The 25521-nt window shown below is 52.8% G+C and carries 20 protein-coding genes and 1 pseudogene; 8 read left to right on the forward strand and 13 right to left on the reverse strand.

Annotated elements, in window-relative coordinates:
• Nucleotides 1-50: 50 nt before the first annotated feature.
• Nucleotides 51-1520, reverse strand: a complete 1470-nt coding sequence (locus ACFQW4_RS02350; protein ID WP_280173032.1) for a glucosyltransferase domain-containing protein — start codon at nucleotides 1518-1520, stop codon at nucleotides 51-53.
• 210 nt (nucleotides 1521-1730) lie between these two features.
• Between ACFQW4_RS02350 and yajD the strand changes: the two genes are divergently transcribed.
• On the forward strand, nucleotides 1731-2078 hold the full coding sequence (gene yajD / locus ACFQW4_RS02355) for an HNH nuclease YajD (protein WP_101761311.1): 348 nt from the start codon (nucleotides 1731-1733) through the stop codon (nucleotides 2076-2078).
• A 48-nt stretch (nucleotides 2079-2126) separates the two neighbouring features.
• On the opposite strand, the pseudogene fliD reads toward yajD, so the two are convergent.
• Nucleotides 2127-3538: pseudogene (fliD, locus tag ACFQW4_RS02360) on the reverse strand (flagellar filament capping protein FliD).
• A gap of 293 nt (nucleotides 3539-3831) precedes the next feature.
• On the opposite strand from fliD, the gene licT reads away from it, so the two are divergent.
• Nucleotides 3832-4695, forward strand: coding sequence for a BglG family transcription antiterminator LicT (gene licT / locus ACFQW4_RS02365; RefSeq protein ID WP_377723532.1), 864 nt, complete (start codon nucleotides 3832-3834; stop codon nucleotides 4693-4695).
• Between the two features lie 39 nt (nucleotides 4696-4734).
• On the opposite strand, the gene ACFQW4_RS02370 is transcribed toward licT, so the two are convergent.
• The 4 genes from ACFQW4_RS02370 to ACFQW4_RS02385 all read right to left on the reverse strand — a co-directional run bounded on the left by ACFQW4_RS02370 (nucleotide 4735) and on the right by ACFQW4_RS02385 (nucleotide 10541).
• Complete coding sequence (locus ACFQW4_RS02370) at nucleotides 4735-6129, reverse strand: glycoside hydrolase family 1 protein (protein WP_377723534.1); 1395 nt, start codon at nucleotides 6127-6129, stop codon at nucleotides 4735-4737.
• A gap of 15 nt (nucleotides 6130-6144) precedes the next feature.
• Nucleotides 6145-8013, reverse strand: coding sequence for a PTS beta-glucoside transporter subunit IIABC (gene bglF, locus ACFQW4_RS02375; protein WP_377723536.1), 1869 nt, complete (start codon nucleotides 8011-8013; stop codon nucleotides 6145-6147).
• Between the two features lie 310 nt (nucleotides 8014-8323).
• The gene (locus ACFQW4_RS02380) at nucleotides 8324-9028 is read right to left on the reverse strand and encodes a YoaK family protein (RefSeq protein ID WP_377723538.1); all 705 of its coding nucleotides are present in this window, start codon (nucleotides 9026-9028) and stop codon (nucleotides 8324-8326) included.
• A 64-nt stretch (nucleotides 9029-9092) separates the two neighbouring features.
• Complete coding sequence (locus ACFQW4_RS02385) at nucleotides 9093-10541, reverse strand: sugar porter family MFS transporter (protein WP_217547960.1); 1449 nt, start codon at nucleotides 10539-10541, stop codon at nucleotides 9093-9095.
• A gap of 242 nt (nucleotides 10542-10783) precedes the next feature.
• Here ACFQW4_RS02385 and ACFQW4_RS02390 point away from each other — a divergent pair, with 242 nt between their 5' ends.
• The 3 genes from ACFQW4_RS02390 (at nucleotide 10784) to map (ending at nucleotide 12106) form a co-directional block, all read left to right on the forward strand.
• Complete coding sequence (locus ACFQW4_RS02390; protein ID WP_101761305.1) at nucleotides 10784-10969, forward strand: general stress protein; 186 nt, start codon at nucleotides 10784-10786, stop codon at nucleotides 10967-10969.
• A gap of 112 nt (nucleotides 10970-11081) precedes the next feature.
• Nucleotides 11082-11324 (forward strand): ParD-like family protein, encoded by a 243-nt coding sequence (locus tag ACFQW4_RS02395; RefSeq protein ID WP_008106304.1) that lies wholly within the window; start codon nucleotides 11082-11084, stop codon nucleotides 11322-11324.
• Nucleotides 11324-12106, forward strand: coding sequence for a type I methionyl aminopeptidase (gene map, locus ACFQW4_RS02400; protein ID WP_377723541.1), 783 nt, complete (start codon nucleotides 11324-11326; stop codon nucleotides 12104-12106). Before ACFQW4_RS02395 ends, map begins: the two co-directional genes overlap by 1 nt.
• A 43-nt stretch (nucleotides 12107-12149) precedes the next feature.
• Here the strand turns inward: map and ACFQW4_RS02405 are convergent, their stop codons facing one another.
• Nucleotides 12150-13715, reverse strand: coding sequence for a methyl-accepting chemotaxis protein (locus ACFQW4_RS02405; protein ID WP_280173029.1), 1566 nt, complete (start codon nucleotides 13713-13715; stop codon nucleotides 12150-12152).
• A 428-nt stretch (nucleotides 13716-14143) separates the two neighbouring features.
• Nucleotides 14144-14638: a DUF892 family protein gene (locus ACFQW4_RS02410; protein ID WP_222183016.1), complete on the reverse strand. Its 495-nt coding sequence runs from the start codon at nucleotides 14636-14638 to the stop codon at nucleotides 14144-14146.
• Between the two features lie 425 nt (nucleotides 14639-15063).
• On the opposite strand from ACFQW4_RS02410, the gene ACFQW4_RS02415 reads away from it, so the two are divergent.
• Nucleotides 15064-15267, forward strand: a complete 204-nt coding sequence (locus ACFQW4_RS02415; RefSeq protein WP_064740224.1) for a general stress protein — start codon at nucleotides 15064-15066, stop codon at nucleotides 15265-15267.
• A gap of 587 nt (nucleotides 15268-15854) precedes the next feature.
• On the forward strand, nucleotides 15855-16277 hold the full coding sequence (gene uraH / locus ACFQW4_RS02420; protein ID WP_192412768.1) for a hydroxyisourate hydrolase: 423 nt from the start codon (nucleotides 15855-15857) through the stop codon (nucleotides 16275-16277).
• Nucleotides 16278-16314: 37 nt separating this feature from the next.
• On the opposite strand, the gene ACFQW4_RS02425 is transcribed toward uraH, so the two are convergent.
• Nucleotides 16315-17319 (reverse strand): helix-turn-helix domain-containing protein, encoded by a 1005-nt coding sequence (locus ACFQW4_RS02425; RefSeq protein ID WP_377723544.1) that lies wholly within the window; start codon nucleotides 17317-17319, stop codon nucleotides 16315-16317.
• Nucleotides 17320-17435: 116 nt separating this feature from the next.
• On the opposite strand from ACFQW4_RS02425, the gene ACFQW4_RS02430 reads away from it, so the two are divergent.
• Nucleotides 17436-18902: an MFS transporter gene (locus ACFQW4_RS02430; RefSeq protein WP_377723545.1), complete on the forward strand. Its 1467-nt coding sequence runs from the start codon at nucleotides 17436-17438 to the stop codon at nucleotides 18900-18902.
• On the opposite strand, the gene ACFQW4_RS02435 is transcribed toward ACFQW4_RS02430, so the two are convergent.
• The 4 genes from ACFQW4_RS02435 to ACFQW4_RS02450 all read right to left on the reverse strand — a co-directional run bounded on the left by ACFQW4_RS02435 (nucleotide 18903) and on the right by ACFQW4_RS02450 (nucleotide 25345).
• Nucleotides 18903-19451: a pyridoxamine 5'-phosphate oxidase family protein gene (locus tag ACFQW4_RS02435; RefSeq protein WP_377723547.1), complete on the reverse strand. Its 549-nt coding sequence runs from the start codon at nucleotides 19449-19451 to the stop codon at nucleotides 18903-18905.
• A 28-nt stretch (nucleotides 19452-19479) separates the two neighbouring features.
• Nucleotides 19480-20055, reverse strand: a complete 576-nt coding sequence (locus ACFQW4_RS02440) for a TetR/AcrR family transcriptional regulator (RefSeq protein WP_137387043.1) — start codon at nucleotides 20053-20055, stop codon at nucleotides 19480-19482.
• Nucleotides 20052-20645: an NAD(P)H-dependent oxidoreductase gene (locus ACFQW4_RS02445; protein WP_377723549.1), complete on the reverse strand. Its 594-nt coding sequence runs from the start codon at nucleotides 20643-20645 to the stop codon at nucleotides 20052-20054. The genes ACFQW4_RS02440 and ACFQW4_RS02445 overlap by 4 nt, the downstream gene beginning before the upstream one ends.
• 134 nt (nucleotides 20646-20779) lie before the next feature.
• Nucleotides 20780-25345 (reverse strand): autotransporter outer membrane beta-barrel domain-containing protein, encoded by a 4566-nt coding sequence (locus ACFQW4_RS02450; protein ID WP_377723551.1) that lies wholly within the window; start codon nucleotides 25343-25345, stop codon nucleotides 20780-20782.
• Nucleotides 25346-25521 lie beyond the last annotated feature (176 nt).

The following is a 25521-nucleotide window of genomic DNA, read 5'->3' on the forward strand; positions in this document are numbered from 1 at the left end:
AAGCTCAGTCCGGGATTATTACCCACCCGCAACCGGACTGAGCCGTTGAATTAAAGTTTATTAATCTGCCCACCCGATTTTCTAAAATCAATCACCATCGTTTGCCCATCCTGAAAGGCGTCATAATCGGGTCCCTGCGCCAGAACCTGACGCGGTTTAATTACTCTCATTTCATCCGTTGCTTTCACCGCTTTCAATCTCAAACCTACATGTTTGATCAGCGCCAGCCATATCCACGGTTCAGACTCACCCAACATTTTCATCCGAATATGATCGATGATGGGGAAGTTACGAATATTGGTTTGTACTTCTGGAGCATCATTCAACTGCCCAATAAAGGCGAGTGAATCAATCGATTGGGCAGCGGGAGCAGAAAGCGTGATTTTGATCTGATTCATCACCTCCATTTGATAACGTTGATCGTTAACTACAGTGTTAAAAGTGACCAGCATCACCACCAGATGATAAAACAGCAATATCGCACTCAATCCCGCCAGCCAGCTTCTTATTGCAGGTAATGAATAAACGGCTACATAGAAACAGAACAGGAAAGTAATGCTGCACGCGCCCAGCATACGCGGTGCAAATAACGGCGTGGCTAAGGCCAATGAAAGCCCGGGGATGGCGATGATGACGATCAATCCCGCACTGAACAGCATTAAGACCGCACTTAGCGTCAACTTCTGCTGCTGTTTTAAGTTTCGAACCATCAAAACAAGGCCTGAAAACATTATCAGCATAGGCAGCCCTATAAATACCATCATGCCGCGCGGATAGGCGCTGAGAAAAAGGTCACTGAACGCCTTAATAGTGTTGATAAGTACTTGCAGAGAATCGGAATTCAGTGATAACAGCTTGCTGTGTTTCATGCTGTACCAGTCGATCTTCACCGGCAATAAATAATTCATCGCGAGTTTATAAGTCAGGATGGCAATGCCCAGCGCCACTATTTTCCCGCACAGCCACTTCCAGCTGGATTGATCATTTACCAGTCGAGAGACGACCAGCAAGGCTACGCAGGCAATATAGACATTGAGCCCTGGCTGATAGAGTGTCTGAATCAGCAATAATATCAGCGCCGTGTAAACGATCTCCTGAAAAGGCTTTGCGCGATTAACCATGCTTGCCAGCATGGCGCCTGCAAATGACAGAAGTATGGTGAGACTGTCATAGGTATAGAGCATTCCCTGCGTCAGAAAGGGATTAAGAATGACAAATAGTGGCGGGAGAAATGACCAGAAACCCGCCAGCGGAATTCTCAATCTTTCCGTGAAAAATACCGCAGCAATACTTAGCGCCAGCAATCCGAGCAGTAAATTAAGCGGAGAAATATCGCTGACCGTATCACCAAAAGAGATCAGGGATTGTAATAACCAGGTGCCCGGCCTCCCGTTACTTAGCCATGTTGATCTATCCCCATCTAATATCCGGTAAAGATCATCCCGATAATAAATTTTGTTAGTCCATAGAGGGATGGTCGCCAGCAATGCCACCATCATAGTCAAAGCGATACGTTGCATCCGGCTTACCGACGGAGAATCATTAACGGGCATCATTTTATGAGTGAATTTCCATCGAACGGGGTCGGGCGGCCTTTTATTTCCGCGTAGTTACAAACTAGTGTAGGCGGTTTTTTAGAACGGATGCTCAGGAATGATAAACATCATTGGCAGCTGCGGGATGTGCAGATAACATGTCGCTTTATCTCTTTCTAACAGGCAACGTCGGCAATGGCTCTGATCCCTAAAAACTACTCGCGGCTGGAAAGCGGCTATCGTGAGAAAGCATTGAAAATCTATCCGTGGGTATGCGGCCGCTGCTCGCGTGAATTTGTTTATTCCAACCTGCGCGAATTAACCGTTCACCATATCGATCACGACCATACCAATAACCCGGAAGATGGCAGTAACTGGGAGTTGTTATGCCTCTATTGTCACGATCACGAGCACTCGAAATACACCGAAGCGGATCAGTACGGCACACGTGTTGTGGCAGGTGAAGATGCGCAGAAGGATGTTGGTGAAGCCACCTATAATCCTTTTGCCGATTTGAAGGCCATGCTGAATAAGAAAAAGTAAGGCTAGTTTCAGAAATAGCGATCGCCATTTATGGCGACTGCTTTACGCTTACTTATTGGTCTTTGTACTCTTGCTGAACTGCTCGGTGAGATAGTTGCTGGTGTTATTCAGCACGCTGACCATCTTATCCAGATTGGTGAACTGCTTTTTATACCGCGCAATCGTGTCATCAATACGTTTGCTGGCGGTATTGTACTGATCGGTTAGCGTATTGAGTTTTTTACTGATGGAATCCGTCGCGCCCTGCAACACACCTTTACTGCTGAGAAATGCGGTGAATGTGGTGTTCAGCACCGTCGAAACACCGGTTTTTTTTCCATCACCGACAAACATGTCCCGAATCGCTTCTGGTTTCACTTGCAAGCTGGTGGTCAGTTTGGTGGCATCCAGCTTAAGTTGGCCGTTAGTGGGATCGGTAGTAATGCCCGCCTGAGATAGCGTTTTATAAACACCTGAACCCGAGCTGTTGGCCAGAATACTTTTCAGTTGCACCTGAATATTACGTAGTGTGCCATCACCGAGCAGCGCTCCATTCTTCCCGTCCGGGTCTTTACCCGCATCCACTGGCGTGTATTTAGTCAAACTCGCCATCGTATCCTGCAGCGAGTTATAGGCATTCACCCAATCGGTAATGGCGGTTTTCGCCTTGTTGGTATCGCTGCTCACCGTCAGCGTTTGGTTGCCGCTGGTTTCATCGTTGAGCTTTAGCGTGATGCCTTCCACCGCGTCGGTGATAACGTTGCTGCTGCTCTCAATCGCCACATTGTTTACGGTCAGCTTGGCATTCTGCGCCTCGACGCTTTGCGCCATGCCGCTGCTGGCCGCATCTGATGCATCAAAGCCGATAAAATCCTGCAAGGTATCATCGCCGGTCACGCTCAGCGATTTCACCGCATTGGCGGTGCCGGATGCCGATGATGTCAGCGACAAACGGTATTCCGTGGCGGATACCTTGATCAGGCTTGCAGTAACGCCAACGTCGGATTTGTTGATGGTGTCACGAATCGCCGAAAGCGAAGTCTGATCTTTGGTTAGCGTAATACTCTTCTCTTTACCTTCCGCGTTAACAAATTTCAGGGTTCTGGACGCGGCATCGCTACCTATCGCCGCTTTGATATCGGTTTTTGTCTCGCTGGTTAGCGTCTGGAATTGCGCCAGTTCTGCACGCTGATGGTGTATTTTCCCGCCAGCGCATTGCCGTTGGAATCGGCGCTAAACGCACTTGAACTGGATGCTGTGGTCGTCGAAGTATAAAGCGCGGCATCGTTTAATTTATTGTTAGCCGTCTGGAAGGTCTGAATCGCGGTTTTAAGGGTGCCGTAGGCGGACAACTTCGCGGTCGCAGCGGATTGTTGTTTGGAAATCGGTGCCAGCGATTGTTTTTCTGCCGCGGTCAGTTTGTCGAGAATGGTGCTTAAACCCAGTCCTGAACCGACGCCTAATGTTGAAATCCCAGTCATGTCCGCAACTCCTGTTAATTTAACGTTACGGTACTATCGACAGCCTTAACGCAAACTTTATAGAAATTTGATCATTTCCTTACGCTATCCTTACATTCATTAAATTGCGCCATCAACGCATCTGATTCATTGCGCTGGAAATATGATGCATTTCACATTTAACTGTCGCTCTGCTTGTCGGGAAAGCAGAGCCGATTATGATCTGGCGAGATTGTTACTGCGTTCAGCGCAGGCAAAACCTGACACGCCGTCCTTCCGGTGGGTCAGGTTTTTTATTTTCAGGGCAAATAAAAATGAAAATCGCGAAAATCCTCAACAATAATGTCGCGGTGGTGCTGGGCGACAACGGCAAAGAACAGGTGGTGATGGGACGCGGTTTGGCGTTTCAGAAGCGCGTTGGCGACGAACTGGATGCACAGCAGATCGAAAAAGTGTTTGCGCTGCAAAGCGACACCTTAACGGGCCGGCTCAGCGAACTGCTGTCGGATATCCCGCTCGAGGTGATCACCACCAGCGAACTGATTATTGCCAATGCGCGTCAGCAACTGGGCCAGCCGCTGCATGAAAGCCTCTCCATCGCACTGTGCGATCACTGCCATTTTGCGATTGAGCGCCACCAGCAAGGCATCCCGATTCGTAACGTGTTGAAGTGGGAGATCAAAACGCTCTATCCGAAAGAGTTTTCCCTCGGTATCGAAGCGCTGGCGCTGATTCACAAACGGCTTAGCGTGGAGTTACCTGAAGATGAGGCCGGATTTATCGCGCTGCATCTGGTGAATGCGCAGCTTGGTAGTGATTTCGCCGATGTTTCTCACATCACGCAATTTATGCAGGAAATCCTGCATATCGTGAAGTATCGCCTGCAGCTGGATTACCGCACAGAGAGCTTGAGCTACAACCGTTTCGTCAACCATCTGAAGTTCTTTGCGCAACGCATGTTGGGCAAACGCGGCGTGTGGAGCGAGGATGAATCTTTACATGATGTGGTGCGCGACAAATATCCGCTCGCCTATCAATGTGCAGTGAAGATTGACCAGCATATTCAGCAGAAATACCTGTATCAGCTCTCCAGCGAGGAACGCATGTTTCTCACCATTCATATTGAGCGGGTACTCAAAGAGACGCTTGCGTTGCAGGATGATGCGGATGAGGCGTAAACCAGGTGCGCATGATTGCGCACCCTTCATTCAACTCACTTATTTCAATGCTGCACCATGGCTACGAATCACGTCCTGATACCAGAAGAAACTCTTCTTACGTGAACGCGCCAGCGTGCCGTTGCCCGCATCATCGCGATCCACGTAGATAAAGCCATAACGCTTGGAGAACTCGGCTTTTGACGCGCTGACCAAATCAATCGGTCCCCAGCAGGTATACCCCAACACCTCGACGCCATCTTCAATCGCTTCACGTACTTGCACCAGATGATCGTTGAGATACTGGATACGGTAATCGTCGTTAATTTGCCCGTCCGCTTCCACCACATCTTTGGCACCAAGCCCGTTTTCCACGATGAACAGTGGCTTTTGATAGCGGTCATAGAGGATGTTAAGCAGAATGCGCAACCCTTCAGGGTCGATCTGCCAACCCCAATCGGAACTCGGCAGGTGCGGGTTTGGCACCATCGAGAGAATGTTGCCGCGCGCTTTCTGATTCTCCTCTTCGTTAGTGGTAACGCAGCCGGTCATGTAGTAGCTGAAGGAGATGTAATCGACGGTGTTTTGCAGGTCGCGCTTATCGGCATCGGTGATCTCGATGCTGATGTTACGATCGGCGAAGAAGCGCTTCATATAGGCCGGATACGCGCCGCGCACCTGTACATCGCCAAAGAACAGCCATTCGCGGTTCTGTTGCAAGGTTTCCAGCACGTCCGCCGGACGGCAGCTCAGCGGATAGAGCAGCGCGCCCAGCAGCATGTTGCCGATTTTGCCGTCCTTAACGATTTCATGGCAGGCTTTAACCGCGCGTCCGCTCGCCACCAGCTGATGATGAATCGCCTGATAGATTGCCTGCTGATCGCTCTCTTCCGCCAGACCAACGCCGGTGAACGGCGCGTGCAGCGACATGTTGATCTCATTAAAGGTCAGCCACAGCTTCACCTTGTGCTGGAAGCGGGTGAACACCGCGCGCGCATAGCGTTCAAAGCAATCAATGGTGATGCGATTGCCCCAGCCACCGTACTTTTTGATCAAGCCGTACGGCATTTCGTAATGTGACAGTGTCACCAGCGGCGTGATGTTGTATTTCGCCATCTCATCGAACAGGCGATCGTAATAGGCTAATCCCGCTTCATTAGGTTCCGCTTCATCGCCCTGCGGGAAGATGCGCGTCCAGGCAATCGAGGTACGCAGTACGGTAAAGCCCATCTCGGCGAACAGTTTGATGTCCTCCGGAAAGCGGTTATAGAAATCGATGGCGGTATCCTTGATGCCAAAATCGTCACCGCTGCGTTCGACGCGTGCACCAAATATGCCCTTGGGTTGCAGGTCGGAGGTCGATAAACCTTTGCCGCCCTCCTGATACGCGCCTTCAACCTGGTTTGCGGCAACGGCGCCGCCCCATAAAAATCCGTCCGGGAAACGTTTAGTCATCTGTTTGCTCCTCTATTATTTCAGCACGGCCAACAACGGAGCGCCTTCGCTCACGGCCGTGCGGCTCAGGGTTAACACATCCACAAAGTCATCGCTATTACTCACCAGCACCGGCGTAGTAACGTCAAAGCCTGCGGCTTTAATCGCATCGAGATCAAACTCCAGCAGCAAATCACCCACCTTGACCGGCTGATCGTTCGCTACTTTGGGTGAGAAATAGTGTCCATCGAGCTTCACGGTATCGAGGCCAACGTGGATCAACACTTCTGCACCCTGCGCCGATGTCAGGCCAATCGCATGGCCGGTGCGAAACATTGACGACACCACGCCATCGATCGGCGATACCACGCGGCCCCGCTGCGGGATAATCGCCGCGCCTTTACCGAGCAATCCGCTGGCAAAAGTTTCATCTTTAACCTGATCGAGCGGAATCACATCGCCCGCCATCGGACTGACCACGCTTTCGCGGCGCGTCAGGCTGGTGGGCGGATCAACCGCTGCCGGCGGCGCAACCGCTTCGGTTGCGAGCTCGGTCAGACCGAACAGATAAGTGCTGACGCAAGCGAAGATCAGCGCCACCGCCGCACCGGCAAATGCCGCCAGCACGCTGGCATCAATGCCGCTGTTTGGCACCACCTGAATAAAGGTGAAGACACTAGGGAAACCAAAGGAGTAAATGGTGGTGTGCCAGAAGCCAAGGATCGCCGCGCCCAAGGCACCACCGATGCAGCCGAAGATAAACGGACGACGGCGCGGTAGCGTCACGCCATATACCGCCGGCTCGGTGATGCCGAAGATGCTGGCGGTAAAAGCCGACCCCGCCATCGCTTTCAGTTTCGCTTCGCGGGTGCGCAGGAAGATGCCGAGCGTGGCGCCCGCCTGGCCCAGCACCGCAGGCATCAGCAAGGGCAGCAGCGTGTCGTGACCAAAGTTGGCGAGGTTGTTCAGCATGATCGGCACTAAGCCCCAATGCAGACCGAAAATCACGCACACTTGCCAAATCGCGCCCATCACCGCACCCGCAATCATGGGGCTCAGGCTGTAAATCCACAAATAACCTTCGGCCAACATGCGGCTCAGCCAGGTCGCCGCCGGACCAATCGCCAGAAACGTCAGCGGCACGGTGATCAGCAGGCAGCACAACGGCGTAGTGAAGTTACGCACCGCGCTGGGAGAACGCGGATGCACCCAGCGTTCAATCAGGCTGGAAACCCAGGCCGCGAAAATAATCGGAATCACCGACGAGCTGTAGTTCAGCACTTCGAGCGGGATGCCGATGAAGGTCAGCGCATTGCCCTGCTGCTGCTGTTGCAGCACTTCGAGAATCATTGGATGCACCAGCGCAGCGGCAATCGCCATGCTGACAAACGGATTACCGCCAAATTTTTTACCGGCGCTGTAGCCGAGCAATATCGGCAAGAAGTAGAACAAACCGTCGCTGGCAACAAACAGCACTTTGTAGCTGCCGCTGTCGGCACTCATCACGCCGAGCACCAACGCCAACGCCAGCAACCCTTTGATGATGCCGGTGGCGATCATCACGCCGATAAAGGGGGTGAAGATGCCGGAAACCAGATCGATAAAGCGTGCAAATAAGCCTTGCGGTGCAGCGTTATCTGCGGCCTCGCTCTGATTATCCAGCCCGTGACGTGACGTGAGTTCGCGATACACTTCCGCTACCTGATTGCCAATCACCACCTGATATTGGCCGCCGCTCTCTACCACCATGATCACGCCAGGATTGTCTTTTAACGCCGCAGTTTGCGCTTTTTGACTGTTTTTTAGTTTGAAGCGTAAGCGCGTGGCGCAGTGCATCACGCTGATGATGTTCTCTTTGCCGCCAACACCGGTAACGATGTCATCCGCCAGTTCCTGATATTGCATCACTCTTTCTCCTGAACCATGCCCTGATGCTGACAAGTTGATTACTGCATTCCATCACTGCAGATTCCGTAGCGGCGCAATTTATTGCGCGATAAATCGCGCCGCTACGGAATTTGCGTTCTGAGTTTCGTCCCTAATTTCGCGCAAAAAAAAACCTGAGACGCGCCCTCTTCAACTGAAAAAGGGCGCGTCTCAGGTTTTGCCTGCCGAACAGTAACAATCCTTAACGGGGGCTATCATGCTAACAGCGCGGAAAAAGTGGCAAGCAGTTTTAGCGAACGATGCGGAAAACTGTGAAGCTGCTCACCGATCAGATCCGTTTCAGTGCCGCCAAAGCCAGCACGCTGAGCAGCGCACCGATCACCATCAGCAGCAGATAACTCATCCACTGCAGCAGCCAAATCCCCAACACACCGCCGGCCAAAAACGCCAGCACGGTGTAAAAATGCAGCTTAAGCCGCTCAATGTAGAGCGGCGCATCTTTGGGGGATTCTTTGCGGCGCAGCACATCAAACAGCATCGCCAGCTCAATGCCGATATCGGTCGCGGTGCCAGAAACGTGCGTGGTGCGCACGCGGGCGTTGGAGATGCGCGTCACAACGGCGTTTTGCAATCCCATCAAAAAACTCAGGCTCAGCACCAGCAACACGCCAGAGCCGCTAAAGCGAAACCAGCTTTCAATCACGCCGAGCAGCAGCAAAGCGATGCCTTCAATCAGGATGTTGATGGCGTAGATGCCGCGAATCTGGCGCCGTCTGCCGGAGTTGATTATCAGCGTTGAGACAGAAGATCCGGCGATAAACAGCAGCACGATGAGCAGAAAAAACAGGCCGACGTGCAGATTAGCTTTGGCCAGATGGTCGGAAAGTGAGGAGACATTGCCGGTCATGTTCGCCGAGAAGAAGCCGACCGTTTCAAACGCTGCGGCGTTAAGTGCGCCCGCAACGGCGGCCAGCGTGCAGGCCAGGCGAATGTCGGTATTGAAGGTGCGCGTGTTCTCGGCGGTGATTAACATGGGAAATCCTGGCCCGGTGAAAGATGCGTATCTTCCTCCCGTGACCAGGAATTCTCAAGCGCCGCTACGCGGTTTGCTGATCCTGCTCCTGCTCGCTGAACCGCTCGCGCATCTCATTTTCGATCTGCTCGAGCGATTTGCCTTTGGTCTCCGGCAGCATAGTGATTACGAAGATCAGCGAGCCGACGTTGATGGCTGCAAAGATAAAGAACGCGCCATTGCCGGTGGCGGAGAGCAGCGGCGGGAAGGCAAACGCCACCGCCGCGTTACAGATCCACTGGAACGAAACCGCAGCGCCGGTCAGCACGCCGCGCACTTTCATCGGGAACAGCTCCGACATCAGCAGCCAGTAAACCGGCGAAATGCACATCTGCATAAAGAACAGGAACACCAGGATCGCCGCCAGCGCGAAGATGCTTTGCGTCATGTCCTGTGGCATCAACAGCAGCACGCAGCCCAGTACCAGCTGCATGGCGATCACTACCGACAAACCTGTCATCAGCATAGTACGACGTCCAAAACGTCCCACTGCTTTGATGCCCACCATGGTCGCCAGCACCGAAACAATCCCGTTACCGATGGTCGCCGCAATCGAGGCGTTGGTGCCCATACCGGTGGTTTTCAGAATCACGGGCGTGTAGTACATAAAGGCATTCACGCCGGTGAACTGGATAACAATGCCGAGCCCCGCGCCCACCAGTAACAAGCGAAGAATCCATTTCTCTTGCAGCAGTTCACGCGCTGAGGGCCCCTGACGCGCCGCTTTAGCGTGCTGGCGCATCTCCGTCATCTCCTTTTTCACTTCGCGCGGCGTTTCACGCAGTTTGTGCAGGATACGGCTCGCTTCTTTGATGCGCCCTTCTGCCACCATCCAGTGTGGCGACGCTGGCACAAAGAAGGTGCCGATAAACAGCAACGCGCCAGGAATCATCGCCATCGCCAGCATATAACGCCACAGATGCGGATCGTTGAGCGTGAAACTCATTACCGCGCTGACCACATAAGCCAGCAGCTGACCGGAAACAATCATCAGCTCGTTGCGGCTCACCAGCGGCGCACGCCGTTTTGGCCCGGCAATTTCGGCAATAAACACCGGTACGGTTGAGGAACCGCCACCCACCGCAATCCCCAGCAGAAAACGCATCGCCACCATTACGTGCAGGTTTGGCGCTAACGCGGTACCAATCGCGCCCAGCACAAAAATTAGCGCCAGAGAACGCAGCGTAATGCGTCGGCCAAAGCGATCGGAGAAATAACCACTGAGGAAAGCACCCAGCGCGGCACCGAAGATCAGGGATGAAGTGACTAAACCTTCGGTGAACGGTGTGAGGTCAAGACCGCCCTGATTAGGCGGCAAGGTCATAAACGGCAAGGCACCCGAGATAATCCCGGTGTCATAACCAAAAGCCAGAGCACCCATTGTCGCTACGAGTACCACAAAGAAGATGCGCTGTTTAACGGTGAGATTACTTAGCGCTGAATCGTCGTCACTGTTTTGCTGCGATGTGTCCATTCCTGTTCCCTGCATATTGAACGCGCCTTGTAGCGCAAAGGTTGAAACCCAAAAGGCAGAAGTATAGTCAGGAATTGTAAATTGTGACGAAGGTCACTATTAATTCGACAAATTTCCTCGCGCTTAATGATCATTTTCAATGATCGGCGTTTACGGCCTGGCTTTAACGCAACGGCGAACTAAAATTGCAGCGTGACTAGCTAGTCCTCAAATCTAACGGAACATTGATAAGAGGTCTTCCTATGAACAAACAGAGCTACAGAGGCGGCGCAGGGAATTTTGCTAACGATCCAGAACGTGCGAAAGAAGCTGGCAAGGCGGGAGGCAAAGCCAGTGGAGGCAACTTCAGAAACGATCCTGAACGCGCCGTTGAAGCGGGACGGAAAGGAGGCAAAATAAGTCGTCGTCCTCCAACGAAGTCTGAGTAAGGCGCCTTAGGATTTTGTCCGCCATGGATTGGCTTCACCCCCTTTTTGCATGTCCCAGCCTAAAACGGTAACCTATATACATATCACATACGATTCATATATAGGTTGCACCATGGGCATCGTAAAAATCTCTGACTTAATGCATGAGAATCTGCGCATCGCCAGCACGGCGATGAGCCGTTCCATCAACGCGCAGGCGGAACACTGGATGAAGATCGGCATGCTGGCCGAGATTTATCCGTCACTCAATCATCAGGAATTGACGCGCTTGCTGATGCGCGTTGAACGCGACAGCGGCGCGGATTTAGCGCAACTGCTCGACCATCCTTTATTCACCTCGCAGGGAATCGCGTAATGAGCATCAAACTGCACACCGCTGAAGAGATCGAACTGGCGCGTGCCGCTGGACACGCCGCCGCTAAAGTGCTGGAGATCATCACTCCGTACATTAAACCGGGCGTCACCACCAATGAACTGGACGCGATTTGTCATGATTACGTGGTAAACGAACTAAAAGTAGTGCCAGCAAATATTGGCTATCACGGTTACAGCAAAACGACCTGTACGTCAGTGAATCACGTGGTGTGCCACGGCATTCCGGGCGAGAAAAAGCTCAAGGATGGCGACATCGTCAACATAGACGTCGGCATCATTAAAGATGGCTGGTACGGCGACACCAGCCGCATGTATTACGTTGGCCAGCCGTCGGTGCGCGCCAAACGTTTGGTGGATATCACCTACGAATCGATGGTGGCAGGTATCAAAGTGGTAAAGCCGGGCGCGACCTTAGGCGATATCGGGGCGGCCATTCAGCAGGTAGCGGAAAAAGCCGGTTTCTCGGTGGTGCGCGAATATTGCGGTCACGGCGTTGGCGAGGTGTATCACGGCGATCCGCAGATTCTGCATTACGGCACGCCAGGCACGGGATTGGCGTTACAGGCGGGCATGATTTTCACTATCGAACCGATGATCAACGCGGGTAAAGCCGGCACCAGCGTACTGTCCGATGGCTGGACGGTGGTCACCAAAGACCGCTCGCTGTCAGCGCAGTGGGAACACACCATCGCCGTGACCGAAACCGGCTTTGATTTGTTGACGCCGTGGCCAGAAGGTACCGGCGAATATCCGGCAATTTAAAAAAAGATCCAGAACGCATATGCCGTTCTGGATCACCCTCGCATTAAGCGGTTTGACGCAGCGTAAACACGCTTACGCTATTCACCATATTCGCCGCCTGCTCGCTCAGCATCGCCGACGCCGCCAGCGATTGTTCCACCAGCGACGCATTCTGCTGCGTGGTGATATCAATCTGGCTAATCGCGGTGTTGATTTGGCTGATGCCGTCGGCCTGCTCGCTGCTGGCCTGATTGATCTGCACCAGCAACTCTTTCATCTCAGCCACGTTCGACATCATGCCGTTCATCAATTTATTGGCATCCGTCACCATATCGCGCCCATCGGCAATACGCGTGGACGACTCCTCAATCAAATTACGGATCTCATGCGATGAGGTGGCGGTTTTCTGCGCCAGCGCGCGGACTTCCTGCGCCACCACGGCAAAACCGCGACCATGTTCACCCGCGCGTGCGGCTTCTACCGCAGCATTGAGCGCCAGAATGTTGGTCTGGAAAGCAATTGAATCGATCAGGTTGATGATCTCTGCCATGCGGCTGGCAGAATCATTGATTTCGGCCATTTTGCTGGCGACGTTGTCCATCATGCTGGCATTACGTCCTACCGTGGTTTCCGCCTTAGCGGAGAGATCGGCGGCAACGTGGGTATTATTACGCGTGTTGCTAATGGTGGCACTGAACTCCTCCACCGAGGCCGCCGTTTGCTCTACCGAGCTGGCCTGCTCTTCCGTACGCGCCGCGAGATCGTTGGTGCCCGACATGATTTCGCTGGCGCCGCCGGAAATCTGTTCTGCGCTAATGCGAATATGACTGACAATATCCGACATCTTTTCCTGCATCTGCTGGATGGCGTTAATTAACTGCCCCATTTCATCCTTTCGCTGTTCATGAAAATCAGAACTGAGATCGCCATCCGCCACTCGACCAAGAAAGGCGATCACTTTTTTCAATGGCACTGTAATCGAGCGAATAATAATCCAGCCAATAAATGCTGAAAGTAAAATAGCCACTACAAAAATAATCAGCATGGAAATTTTAGTTTTGCCGTATGACGCCATAAAATTATTATAGGAGCCATCCATTTGCTGCTCTTGCAGGGTAATAAACCCCTCAACCTCATCGATATAATTTCTTTGCGCTGAGGCAAGCGTAGAAAAATAGAAATTCACTGCTTTTGTCACATCACTATTCACTAAATCGAAGAATACATTTCGCTCTTTAAGGAACTCTGCTCGCCTCACTTCCACGCGCTTGAGAAATGCGATTGATTCATCATCGGTAGCCAGCTTATTTAACTGCTTGTAGGTTTCGGTAATTTTCTTTGAGGCATCCTGAAGATTGCTCTGAATCGTTGTCCGGCGTTGCGCATCAATCGGGCTCAGCAGCAGCGCCTGCTGCTGCACCGTTACGTTGATCTCATCAATTAATCGGTTGCCCAATGCAATAGTCGGGTAATCGTCTTTCATCATGCCATTAACGCCGGTCTCCGCTAAGAACAGCGAATTTAATCCGAGTAACGCCACTAAAAGTAGCATCGCGATATTGAGCATAGAGGATATTGTAAGTTTGGTTCGCAACTTTACATTACGTGAAAATCTTTGAACTACGTCCATTTAGAAACCTCAATGATTTTGATTGAAAAGTAGTGAAGACAATAATGTTGTTTTAAAAAACAGAAGAGCTACAGGCGTTAATCGGCAGCATCTCTGCTGTTATCGTCAGCAATTTCATTAACATTAGAGACGATGATTGATAGGGTCACATTTCAAATATCAGACGCGGAGTGTTATTTTGCTGAAATCGATTTCATTGATCAGTTCCATTTACTGATAGGGAATAACATAAAATTCTAAGCCTGGTTTTTTTACTTAATTTAGAATAAAGGTTCTCGCCAGGCTAACAAATAGCAAAGAATGATCCTGATTTTATTATTTGCAGCAATTTGACTAAGGGAAAACAGTTAGTTTCTCTGTAGCGTTTAACCTGCAAGCCAAATTGAGCGGTCAGCAGAGCAAGGCTGCCGACCACTTATAGTTATCCGTCAGACTGCGGCTACCGCGCTATGCAAAATGGCCTCGTTCGCCACGTCCGGCAACTGATGAAGAAGCCAATCTGCCATCTGGATTTCATGTTGCAGGATCAGCTGGAAAGTCTTAATACCTTTGCTGTCCGCCGCCTGTTGCGCTGCGGCCAGTAATGCGGTGTAGGTTGCCACTTTATAGTTACAGAACACGTAGCTGCTCACCGCAATGCGCACGCCCTCTTCATTGCGCAACATATCGCTCGCGGCTTGCCCAACGATCGACAATCGTCCTAACGCGTCTTTCAGCGCTGACCAGTTACTGTCGTAGCGTTTCAAAACGTCTTTCACCCACTGCTGCTGTTCAGCGGTTTGTTGTGCATATTGCTTCATACGTGCCTGCAACAGCGGGAACTCCTCCAGCCGCAGCGTAGCTGCCTGCAGCAAGGGCTCTGCATGTTTTTCCATCGCATGCGCATCGCGCAACCAATCCAGATATACAAATTCCTTGGTCATCAATTTGCTCCGGTAGTGAGAAGAACATCGACAGTTAGCTGCCTGATGGGTATGACATCAGCTCATTTAGGCTAATTGAGCAAAATAAGCGAAGCGTTAATTTAGGCTAAACAAGAAGATTAATTAAACGTAGCAAGCAAGCGTCAAGCTGCAAGTAATGCGCGCAAGAATTGCGATTGAGGTTGTAAGTAAATGTGCTTACCGCTTCGCTTATTATCTGGCTAGAGAAGCTTTCTTTTTAATGTTAAAAATCTTAAGCAACTAACTAATGGTAGTTACATTTAGAGAGAAGTGAAAATTTAACTGGAAGTAACATAAGCAAGCCTCTTAGAATTAAGACTTAAGAGAAACCCAGGCTTGAAACTGGAAAAAATGGCACTACATTTATTTTGCATCATGTTGGTATTTAAAAAAGAGGAGAACCAATGACGGACGCTAAGAAGCTACCCGATGAGGAAGAAAAAAAGCCGCAACGTCGTGGTGGTGCAGGCAACTTCGCAGAGAACAAGGAACGCGCGGCTGAAGCCGGGCGCAAAGGCGGTCAGGCTAGCAGCGGTAACTTCAAAAACGACCCGGAGCGCGCCATTGAAGCAGGAAGAAAAGGAGGGAAAATCAGCCGACGCAAATAACATTCTTCCCAAAAGAATAAACATCTAACATCGTTTTACTTCTGCACAACACTCTCCTGATACTGTATTTACGCTTCGCTTAAATACAGATTTATCCATGTCAGGAGGGTTATTTCCAGCTAAAAATCCGTATAATCGATTATTTCTTGATCAACTTCAATTTATTTACCGCTTCGCTTATCCAGGCTTTACCCTTCGCTTATTAACCACAAAATTACATTTGCAAGCTAATAATAAATGCCTGACTCAAAATTATATATGTACATGTTACTTAAACTGGTACAACTTTTAGAGAAGAATTCTGACAGATGACTCAGAATAATCGGAGGTGGATTAGCGTAGTTGTCGCTCGCTGGTAATTAAATTAACCGCCATTTGCACTGAGGGAGTGACAACAACAATGACCTGCATTACGTATGCTCGCCCTTCATGGCAACCAGGTTTGCATCAATGCCCGCTAAGATGTCAGCACTTGGTAGATTGCTCGTCAGATCTCAGAAATTTCACATTTAGTCTTATCAATTATGATTTTGTTGTCGAAGCATCCAGGATTGCAGCACATTCACCTGCTTAAAAAGGATATTTTAATGAAAACTCTCTTTACCTCAGCCAGCGCCATCCTGATTGCGACCAGCCTGTCAGCGGGAGCAGCACAACCGGCAGCACCAAAAAATCCGCTCAGCGTACATGTTTTGAACCTGCAAACAGGCTCGCCGACAGCGGGTATTGAGGTTGAACTCGATCAGAAACAGAACAATAACTGGGTGAAATTAGCCAGCGGCAAAACCGACAGCAACGGCAGGATTAGCGCGCTGTTCCCGGAAGATAAAACCGCCAGCGCAGGCAGCTATCGCGTGGTGTTTAAAACCGGTGACTATTACAAAATGAACAACCAGAAAACCTTCTTCCCGGAAATTCCGGTCGAGTTCAATATGGAAACCACCGGCGAGCACTACCATATTCCGCTGCTGTTGAGCCCGTTTGGTTATTCGACTTATCGCGGGAATTAAATGTAAAACGGTCGCCTTAGACGGCGACCCACGGAATCTATTGTGTTATCCCTCTTTCACTAAATGACTTGCGCCAGTTGGTCGGGGTAGTGTTGAGCCGCTGTCTGAAGTGATGACGTAAGGTTTCTGGCGATCCAAATCCCGCCTGTTCAGCAACCTGTTCAATGCTCAGCTTGCCGCTCTCCAGCAGTGCGCAAGCTTTTTCCAGCCGCACGCTCAACATCCACTCTCCCGGCGTGGTGCCGGTGGCGTCATGGAAACGGCGTAAAAAGGTGCGGCGGCTCATGCCAGCTTGCCTGGCGAGTTGTTCAATCACCAGCGGCGCATTGAGGTGATTACGCAAATCATCGAGTAACGGCGAAAGATTTTTTGCCGCGCGCTGCGGCACCGGCTGCTGAACCAACTGCGCCTGATTGCCTTCGCGCAGCGGCGGCGTCACCATGCGGCGCGCAGTGCGGTTTGCCACTTCAATACCATAATCGCGGCGAATCAGATGCAGGCACAAATCCACGCCCGCTGCGCCAACCGCTGACGTAATGATGCTGTCCTCATCGACATAAATCATGCCGTGCTCAACCTGCACCTGCGGGAAGCGTTGCGCCAGAATCTTGGTGCTGTTCCAGTGTGCGGTCGCGCGCTTACCATTTAGCAACCCGGCAGCGCCCAACACGAAACTGCCTGCACAGATCGAAACAATACGCGTGCCGTTGCGATGGGCTTTTTGTAACGCGGCGATAAGCTGATCCGATGCCGGTTCATGTACGCTGCGCCAGCCGGGAATCACGATAGTGCCCGCCTCTTCCAGCAGCTCAAGTCCGCCGTCGACCACCAGCCGCACGCCACCTTGCGCGCCGAATACGCCCTCTTCCACCGACGCCACGCTCAAATCGTATACAGGCTGGCCGAACACTTCGTCGGCACGCCCGAAAGCCTCAACGGCGATGCCGAACTCAAAGGTACACAGACATTCATACGCCAGCAAAACCAGTCGGCGGTTGAACGGTGCAGGCGAATGGCCATGAAGCGGAGCAATCATTTGCATTAAAGGTCACCGGAGAAATTGGCACGATCTTGACGATATATGGCATGCAGGCAGATTTCCACTCGCACGCCAATCTTTCATGCTGGCACGCTCTTAACGTATCGCAGGGATTGAGTATGAAGAACATGTTGGCGCTGATGGCGGTTTGTCTGGCCGCATTGATGTCGGGACTGGAGATATCCAGCGTACCGGTGATTTTGCCGGTGCTGGAAAGGGAGATGCACGCCAGCTTCCGCGAATTGCAGTGGATCATGAACGCCTATACGCTGGCCTGCACCGCGGTGTTAATGGCAACCGGCACGCTGGCCGACACTTATGGACGCAAGCGCATCTTCATCATCAGCATCATCGCCTTCGGCGTGACATCGGTGATGTGCGGACTGGCGGGCAATGCGCTGTGGCTGATTGTCGGACGTTTGCTGCAAGGATTAAGCGGTGGCGCGATGTTAACCTGCCTGATTGCGATTCTGTCGTTCCAGTTTCCGCAGGGCAAAGCGCGTAGCCGTGCGTTCGCCGCGTGGGGCATTACCTTTGGCTTTGGGCTGGGATTCGGCCCCATCATCGGCGGCATGCTAGTTGCCTGGTTTAGCTGGCAATGGGTGTTTCTGGTACACGGATTTATCGCGTTACTGACGCTGATCCTCGCGCTGAAAAATGTGGTGGAATCACGCGATGCTGAAGCCCAAAAGCTCGATCTCAGCGGCCTGATTACCTTATCGCTCAGCGTGGTCGGTGCCACCTATCTCATTACGCAGGGCAGCAGCCTCGGCTGGAACAGCGTCGCGGCACAACTGATTTTGCTGGTTACACTACTGAGCGCGCTGCTGTTTGTATGGATTGAGAAGCGCCATCCACATCCGATGTTTGATTTCTCCGTGTTCCGTATCCGCGCCTTTTCCGGGGCATTAATGGGCTCGATTGGCATGAACTTCAGCTTCTGGCCGCTGATGATTTATTTGCCGGTCTATTATCAAAGCGGCCTTGGTTACAGCAGCATGGCAACCGGTTTGGCGCTGCTGGCTTACACTTTACCAACCTTACTGATGCCGCCGCTGGGCGAGAAACTGGTGGTGCGCTTTGGCGCGGCGAGCATGATTCCGCTGGGATTATTCACCATCGGCGCGGGCTTTATGTTGATGAAGTTCGCCGTGGCGCAGCAGATGAGTTTACTGCCAGGCGCGCTGCTCGCTGGAATGGCGCTTGGACTGACCAACACGCCAGTGACCAACACCACAACCGGATCGGTGCCGGGGAATCGCGTTGGCATGGCGTCGGGGATTGATATCAGCGCGCGCCTGATTACGCTTGCCATCAATATCGCGCTGATGGGCAGTTTGCTGGTGGCGGGCATTGCGGCGAGTTTGCAACGCATTATGCCGGGACACAGTGATGTGCATTCGCTAGCCGAGCGCATCGCCGGCGGCGGCGAGGTTTCATTGAACCACGATATTGCCGCGCAGGTGCTCACCGACGGTTTTTCCGACGTGCTTTTGTATGGCGCGGCGGGCGTTTGGGGATTGGCGCTGGCGAGTTTTCTGCTGTTTAACGTTCGTCGCAAGGCGCAGCAACAATGCACGCCTTAGCTACGGATGCACCCATTTGCTGCTGACTAGCGCGCCGTCGTCGGTGTAATTCAGCAACGCTCTTTGATTATCTTCCCGCGCCAGCAGGCACCAATCCAGTTGGGTAATTCGGATTAGCAACACGCCAAAATTATCCTCGGCGTTAGCGACATGATTGGATTGGTGGTCAATGTCACTTCCCGGCGCAGCGCCAGCATAGGTTTGCTGCGTCCGGCGCGATAATCGTTGCCAAGCCGCTTCAGCTACTGCGCTGTGTGCGACGTGCAGCTCAACCGTTCCCTGCAACCGCAGCTGCGTTTTTGCGCTGTATCCCAAAACCGTAACGTCTGGATTAACCGCCAGCGCCTGCCATTTCGGGCTACGCATATCGGTGTGCAACTCCAGCGTGCGTTTGACGCGGTCAACCGCGCGCAGCACCAGCGTCCTTGCCTGCGGCCTGCCTTGTTGATCAACCGACGCGAGTGTTAAGAAGTGAAAACCGGCATCGGGTTCGCTTGCGCCGGTCTCCAGTTGTTGCCAGCAATCGCTATCAATCTCGCGTAATGACATCTGTTGTTCCTGTTGGCTGGATAAAAGGTTACTGGTGACGTTCCACCAGCGCCAGAATCAGCGCCTGAAGTTCTGCTAATCCTTGCTGCTGGCTGATGTCACCGCACACCACCGCATGGGAAATCGCATCGGCGGCGCCTAACATTCCCCACATGCTGGCTTGCGGCAACGTTGCCTCCGCAAACCAGCTGCGAAATTTTTCAATGAAATCGAGCTGGTATTTACGTTTCACTTCCGCCAGTTCCGGCGTGCTATCAAGCGCCGACAGCACATCGGGAATTTCACGTCCCTGCGTTAACACGCAATCGACGTAACTCGACGCCACCACGTTTGCTCGCTCGGCAAGGCTGGCACCGGCAGCATGCATCGCCGCCTCGATAATCGCGTTCTGGCGCAGATCAAAATCTTCATACAGCGCCGCGAGCAGACCGTGGCGCGTACCAAAATGATCGTAGACCACCGGTTTACTGACGCCCGCTTCTTCCGCCACGCGTCCTAACGTCAGCGCATCGCTGCCCTGCTCGCGCACCAAATTCCACGCCACGCCAATTAGTTGCTGACGACGTGCCTGATGTGACATGCGCTGGCGAGTGGGTTGATTCATGCCATTTCCTTCACGTTAAAAAGTCGCTGTCCGAGTTGGTTTGCCAGCGTGTAATGCGCATCGGGATAATGTTCATCGGTTGGCAGCAGCAATTCGCTGGTCACCACCGGCGCGCCGCAATAGCCAAAAATCCCCTCATCGATCTGCGTGCGCATGCTGCTGAAATAGCCCCGACGCACATAGGTGCGCTGGCTCGCCGCGCCCAGCGCCAGCAAATGCACCTGCAAATGGCCGAGCTTTTTCACCACAGTTTGGCCATCATCATCGTACGCCCAACCTTGGGTGAAAACGCGATCGATCCAGCCTTTCAGCTGCGCCGGAAACGACCACCAATAGATGGGATAAACCAGAATCAATGCATCGGCGCGATCCAGGCGTTGCTGTTCCGCCAACACATCTGTCGGCGATGGCGCACCACTTTTGAACTGATCGAAATCGGCCTGATTGAAGCGCGGATCGAACTGCTCCGCCGCCAGATCGGCAATTTCATAGCTGTGGCCACCAGCAGCAATTCCTTGTGCCACCTGGGAGACGATGTGGTGCGTGTGTGAATGTGGGTCCGGGTGAGCAGTTACGATCAGAGCATGCATAGCGACAACCTCCGTGATGGGTAAACTACTAGTAGTAACTTACCATTAGTAGGTTGTCAATTTTACTGCGTTCGTAACAGGTAAAAAAGCCCGCCGTCAACTAAACCGGCGGGCTTGTGGGGGTAACCGTTTTATCAAAACACCCAGCGTACGCCCGCGTTGTAATTCCAGCCTTGCACGCCGTTGCCGTCGATCTCTTTGCGGTAATTGGCTTCGGCATACAGCGAGACATTGTTAGTGAAAGCCGCATTGCCGCCGATGCCGGCATCCCACATCTGGCCGAACTTGCCGCTGTTGAAGTTATCGCTAACCTCGCTGTTACTGGCACCAACATCCACTTTCGCCGTGCCGCCCCAACCGCGATAGTAGTTAGTGCGCAGATACGGCGTATATTGCCCGCTGCCGCTATCGTTCCAGGTCCGTGCCAGACGTGCGCCGACGCGGCCAATGGTTTGGTCATAATCGTCGTAAGAGACTTGGGTTTGATCGTCGTCGGTGAAGTCATCCAACTTCAAATGCAGATGCAGCAGTTGCGCTTGCGGCTCAAGACGAATGCCGTTCGCCAACTGGAACGGATAACCACTCTCCAGCGATGCGGTCCAGCCTTTGCCTTTCAACTTCGCCACCTCTTTTTGTCGGGCGATATCGGTGTCGCCACGATGCCAATCGAGTGAAAGCGCGCCATCCAGATAGAAGCCACTTGCGCGCTGCCAGGTGCCGTAAATCGCCAGGCTGTCGCTGTCGAAATCTGTTGAGCTGTAACCATCAGCTGCATTCGGTCGGATGCGCGCATTGCCGCGCGTGTAAGCCAGGCCGCCGCGTAGACTATCTTGCTCGCCGTCCAACCGCAGTAGGTTGCCGCCAAACTGCACCGCGCTGTAATCGAGGTCAAAGTCGTAACCGTAATGCGCCGTATCAAGGTTAGTTTTGTACTTCTGGTTGGAGCCGGAATAACGGATGAACATTTCCGCTGATCCGTCTGGATTCTGCCGCAATTCGCCCAGGCGTTGATGTAAATCACCAATGGTTGCCAGAGTGTAATACGCCAATCCGACCGGCGCCGAAATGTACGAAGGAAGCTGTGGAATGACCGCCGGGCGCAGCGCGCCGCTGCCTGCTGTCTGCGGCTGACAAAGGTAACCATCTTTACAAACGTAGTTATTGGCCAGACGATAATCCCAGGTTGTATTGCCATTCTCGGGGGCAAAGCTATAAAGCCCGTATTGCCACGGCCCTGCCGCGACATAACCCCGTTGCAGCGCGAAGCTATTGGCGCTGGCGCTACCAGCAACCTGCACCAGAGAAACGCCTTCATTGGCGGAGATCACGCCATCTCGATTGCTATCCGCCAGCGTGGCAGCACTCAGCGCATCATTGATAAAGGTAGTGCCGGTCACGTTGCCGTTAACGCGTAAAGTGTCGCTTTGCGCGCCCTGCGTCCGCAACGCCAGCTTGCCGCCCGCCGACGCCAAATCACCGTTGATGGTCAACGTGTTGCCCGCCGCGCCGCTGCCGTTGGTGAGATTCAACGTACCGGCGTTATTCACCACCAACGAATCGTCAGTCTCGCCCGACAAAACCGGATTGACCTGATCGCCGACAAACAGCGTTGAGCCGCTATCCACGTTGATGGTGCTGTGTGCCAGTTTGAGATTATCGGTAAGGGTAAATTGCGTGTTGTAGAAGTTGATGGTGCTCCAGCCTGCGCCGAGGTTAACGCCGCGCGCCAGATCATCGTTGCTGAACGAGCCCCCGCGCGCGTTAATCTCACTAAAGTTCAGCGTGCTGCCGCTGCCGCCTGCGGTAGTGATGTGACGCGTGTTTGCCAGACTGACGTTGGCGATCGAAGCCACATTGTTAACACCGGTTCCCATCGTCACGCTGCCGTCAATGGTTCCGCCGGTGAGTTCGACCACGTCGGTGCCGTTGCCGGTGTTCACATCGCCCACCACGTTGCCATCGACCAGCGCGATCTGGTCATTGGTGGCGCCACCAGCAACCACTACCGTTTCCGGGTAAGGCGCGGTGACGTTGCCTTCATTGATAAATACGGAGTTGCCGCCACGCAGATCGATAATTGGCGAAACCAGGCTGAGCGAAACGATGGTGCCGCGGTTGATCACCTCGCTGGCGGTGCTGGTGACAATCGCCGAGCCGCCATCGGAACTGTTAACGATGATGTTACCGTTGGCGATCACCCGCCCGGTGGTGTTGGCGCGCACGCCGGTTGCCGGACCATAGACAAAGAAGCTGTAACCTTGTGGGATGATCAAATCGTTGCTGGTGGTAGAACCATCTTCTTTGCTAAACACATAACCCGTCGCGCCTGCACCGCTGACCGTACCGAGCATGTAACCATTAGGATCGAATGAAGTCGCGGAGCGAATTAACGTGCCGCCATCGGTGTTCATCCCGACATCTTGCAGCGAAATATTGCTGGTTTCCGCGCGGTTGTTGAGCACGCTGCCGCCGCCAGAATTGTAGAGTCCGATGTTGCTGGCGCTTAACGATGCTGCGCCTTTATCCAGTAAGATGGTGTCTGCGCCAGCATTGGCGTTGATGGTGCTGTAGTAAAAATTCGGCCCGGCGGTATCACCATTAATCGTTAGGCCGCCGTTATTGCCAACGCGCACCGCAGCAATGCCGCCCGCACTCAATCCGCTGTGATCGGTCCAATAAACGGTATTGCCTTCGGCGGTATCCAGCGCGATACCCGAGGCTATGTTGGAGCTGGCTCCATCAAAGATATTTCCGCCGCCGCGAATACGCACGCCGATGCTGTTTGGCCCGCTGAGATTTATGGTGCCGCGCGGCGTTGACTGATAGATCACACCGTCGCGGATATCAAAGGCAGTGGCGTTGGTTCCGTTGCCGGTGATCGGCGCCACGTTGGCGAAGAATCCACCTTGCCCGGTGCCCGCAATGGTATTGTTGCCGTTCAGCTCAATCGGGTTGGTGATGGTCACGTCTGCACCCTCCGAGCTCTGAACCGCAATCGCCCCTTCGCCGTTAACGTGATAGCTGTCGGTGCCGTACAAGGTGGTGCCGTAAAGTCGTGAACCGGCACCTGAAGCGACAATGCCGCGTGTGTTGGCACCGCTCATCGTCACGTCGGCAGCCACCACCGGATTAAAGATCACGCCATCACTCAGGCGATACAGCGCCGAACCTGGCGTGGAGACATCATAACTGCCGCCGTGGCTATCGATGTGCGCATAGTTGGTGGCTTGATAACCGGTTTGATTCGGCGCGTAAAAATGCAGTGAACTGGCATCGCTGATGGTTAATCTGGCGTCATCGCGCACATCAACACCAACCGTATTTTCGCCGTACAAATTGATTCTGCCGTTCTGGGCAAAATTGGCCTGGCTGCCCGAAACGGCAACGCCCGTCGAGCCCTTGCCCTTCACATTGATGGTGCCGTTATTCGCACCGCTGGCATCCTCGAGACGGATGCCGGTGCTGTTAATCGCGGTATTGATCACGCCATTATTGATGAAGCGGCTGCCACCGTTGGCATACACGCCGGTGCCACTCGCACCAACGGTCGAGGCATCGACGCCGTTGCCATCGGCATTATTGAAAAAGCCGCTGTTTATGACGCCGTTGTTAATGCCGGTGCTACCGTTCAACAGTTCCAGTGCGTTGCTGCCAACGCTGGCCAGTTTGCCGTCAATCACCGCCGTCGCGCCGTTGCTGGCGCGCATCGCCGCGCTGCTGGCATTTACCACTTCCAGTATGCCGCTGCTACCAATGGTTGCCCTGGCATTGGGGCCATCAGCGCTTAACACAATGCGTTCGCCAATCGGCTGCGTCACTTCGTCGTAGTATTCATCGGCATCGATCACATAGGCGATGACATCGCTGCGCAAGGAGAGCGCTTTATTAAACTCGCTGCTGTAGCTATCGGCGGCCAGATTGCCGTTTTGCAATTGCTCAATCAGCCAATTGTTGTAACTCTGCAAGCTGCTGACGTTGGAAACGTTGAATGAAGTGGTGGCATTGTCCAGCGTAGTGACGCTAAACGCGCCGCGCCAGGAGACCACATTGTCGAACCATTGCCCCAGTTGATAGGTGTAAGGCGTGTAGGAGCCAAAAAAGGAGATGCGGTTGGCGGAGTTCCAGTTCATGGTGCCGCTGCCGCTGGCAGTAAACAATTCGCTCTGTTTCGCCGCCATCGACCAGCCGTTGGTGCTGGCGGTGGTCGCAGCGCCCTTCTGCCCGATATCAACATTGATGGTGCCGTTGCTGACCTGCGCAACGCGCGCGTTGATATACTGCCCATTATTAACGTTATAAAAATTCGGCAAGGTATTGGTTTCAATGGCACTAATCGCGGCGGAGTTATATACCTGAACGCTATTACTGCCGCTGCCATTGGCGTCTGGCACGTTAATCACATAATTCTGCGCGCCCAGATCGACGCGACCTGAATCTTGCCAGGAATACGAAATAATTCTGCCACTGCTGAGCAATTGTCCGATGGATATGGTGCCACCGCCGTCCTGACCGGGCGCAAACCGCTGATTGCCACTTAAAGTTTGAGTCGAGCCATTGCAAATACAAAACACGCCGGCGCGGTTGTCATTTAATTCTGGCGTAAAAGGCTTAAGCGTCGCCGCCCAAACTGGCGAGGCTGGATTAAACACACCGTAAGCGGCAATAAGGCTAATAAACAGCGGATGCAATCGAAACATCATCGTTCACTCCAGAGAAGCGTGCAACGCTGCCGCGATGCGTAAAGACATCGCCAGCAATGGGTTTGGCTATTATTAATTTGTGTAATTGAACGTAAAGAAATTCTGCGACGCGGCAATAACATCACTTTACGCGAGACAGTTCCAGCGCGACTTAAGCCAAATAGCGATGATGAGAT

The sequence above is a fragment of the Pantoea sp. GCM10028869 genome, assembly GCF_042666835.1.
GTDB lineage: Bacteria > Pseudomonadota > Gammaproteobacteria > Enterobacterales > Enterobacteriaceae > Pantoea > Pantoea leporis.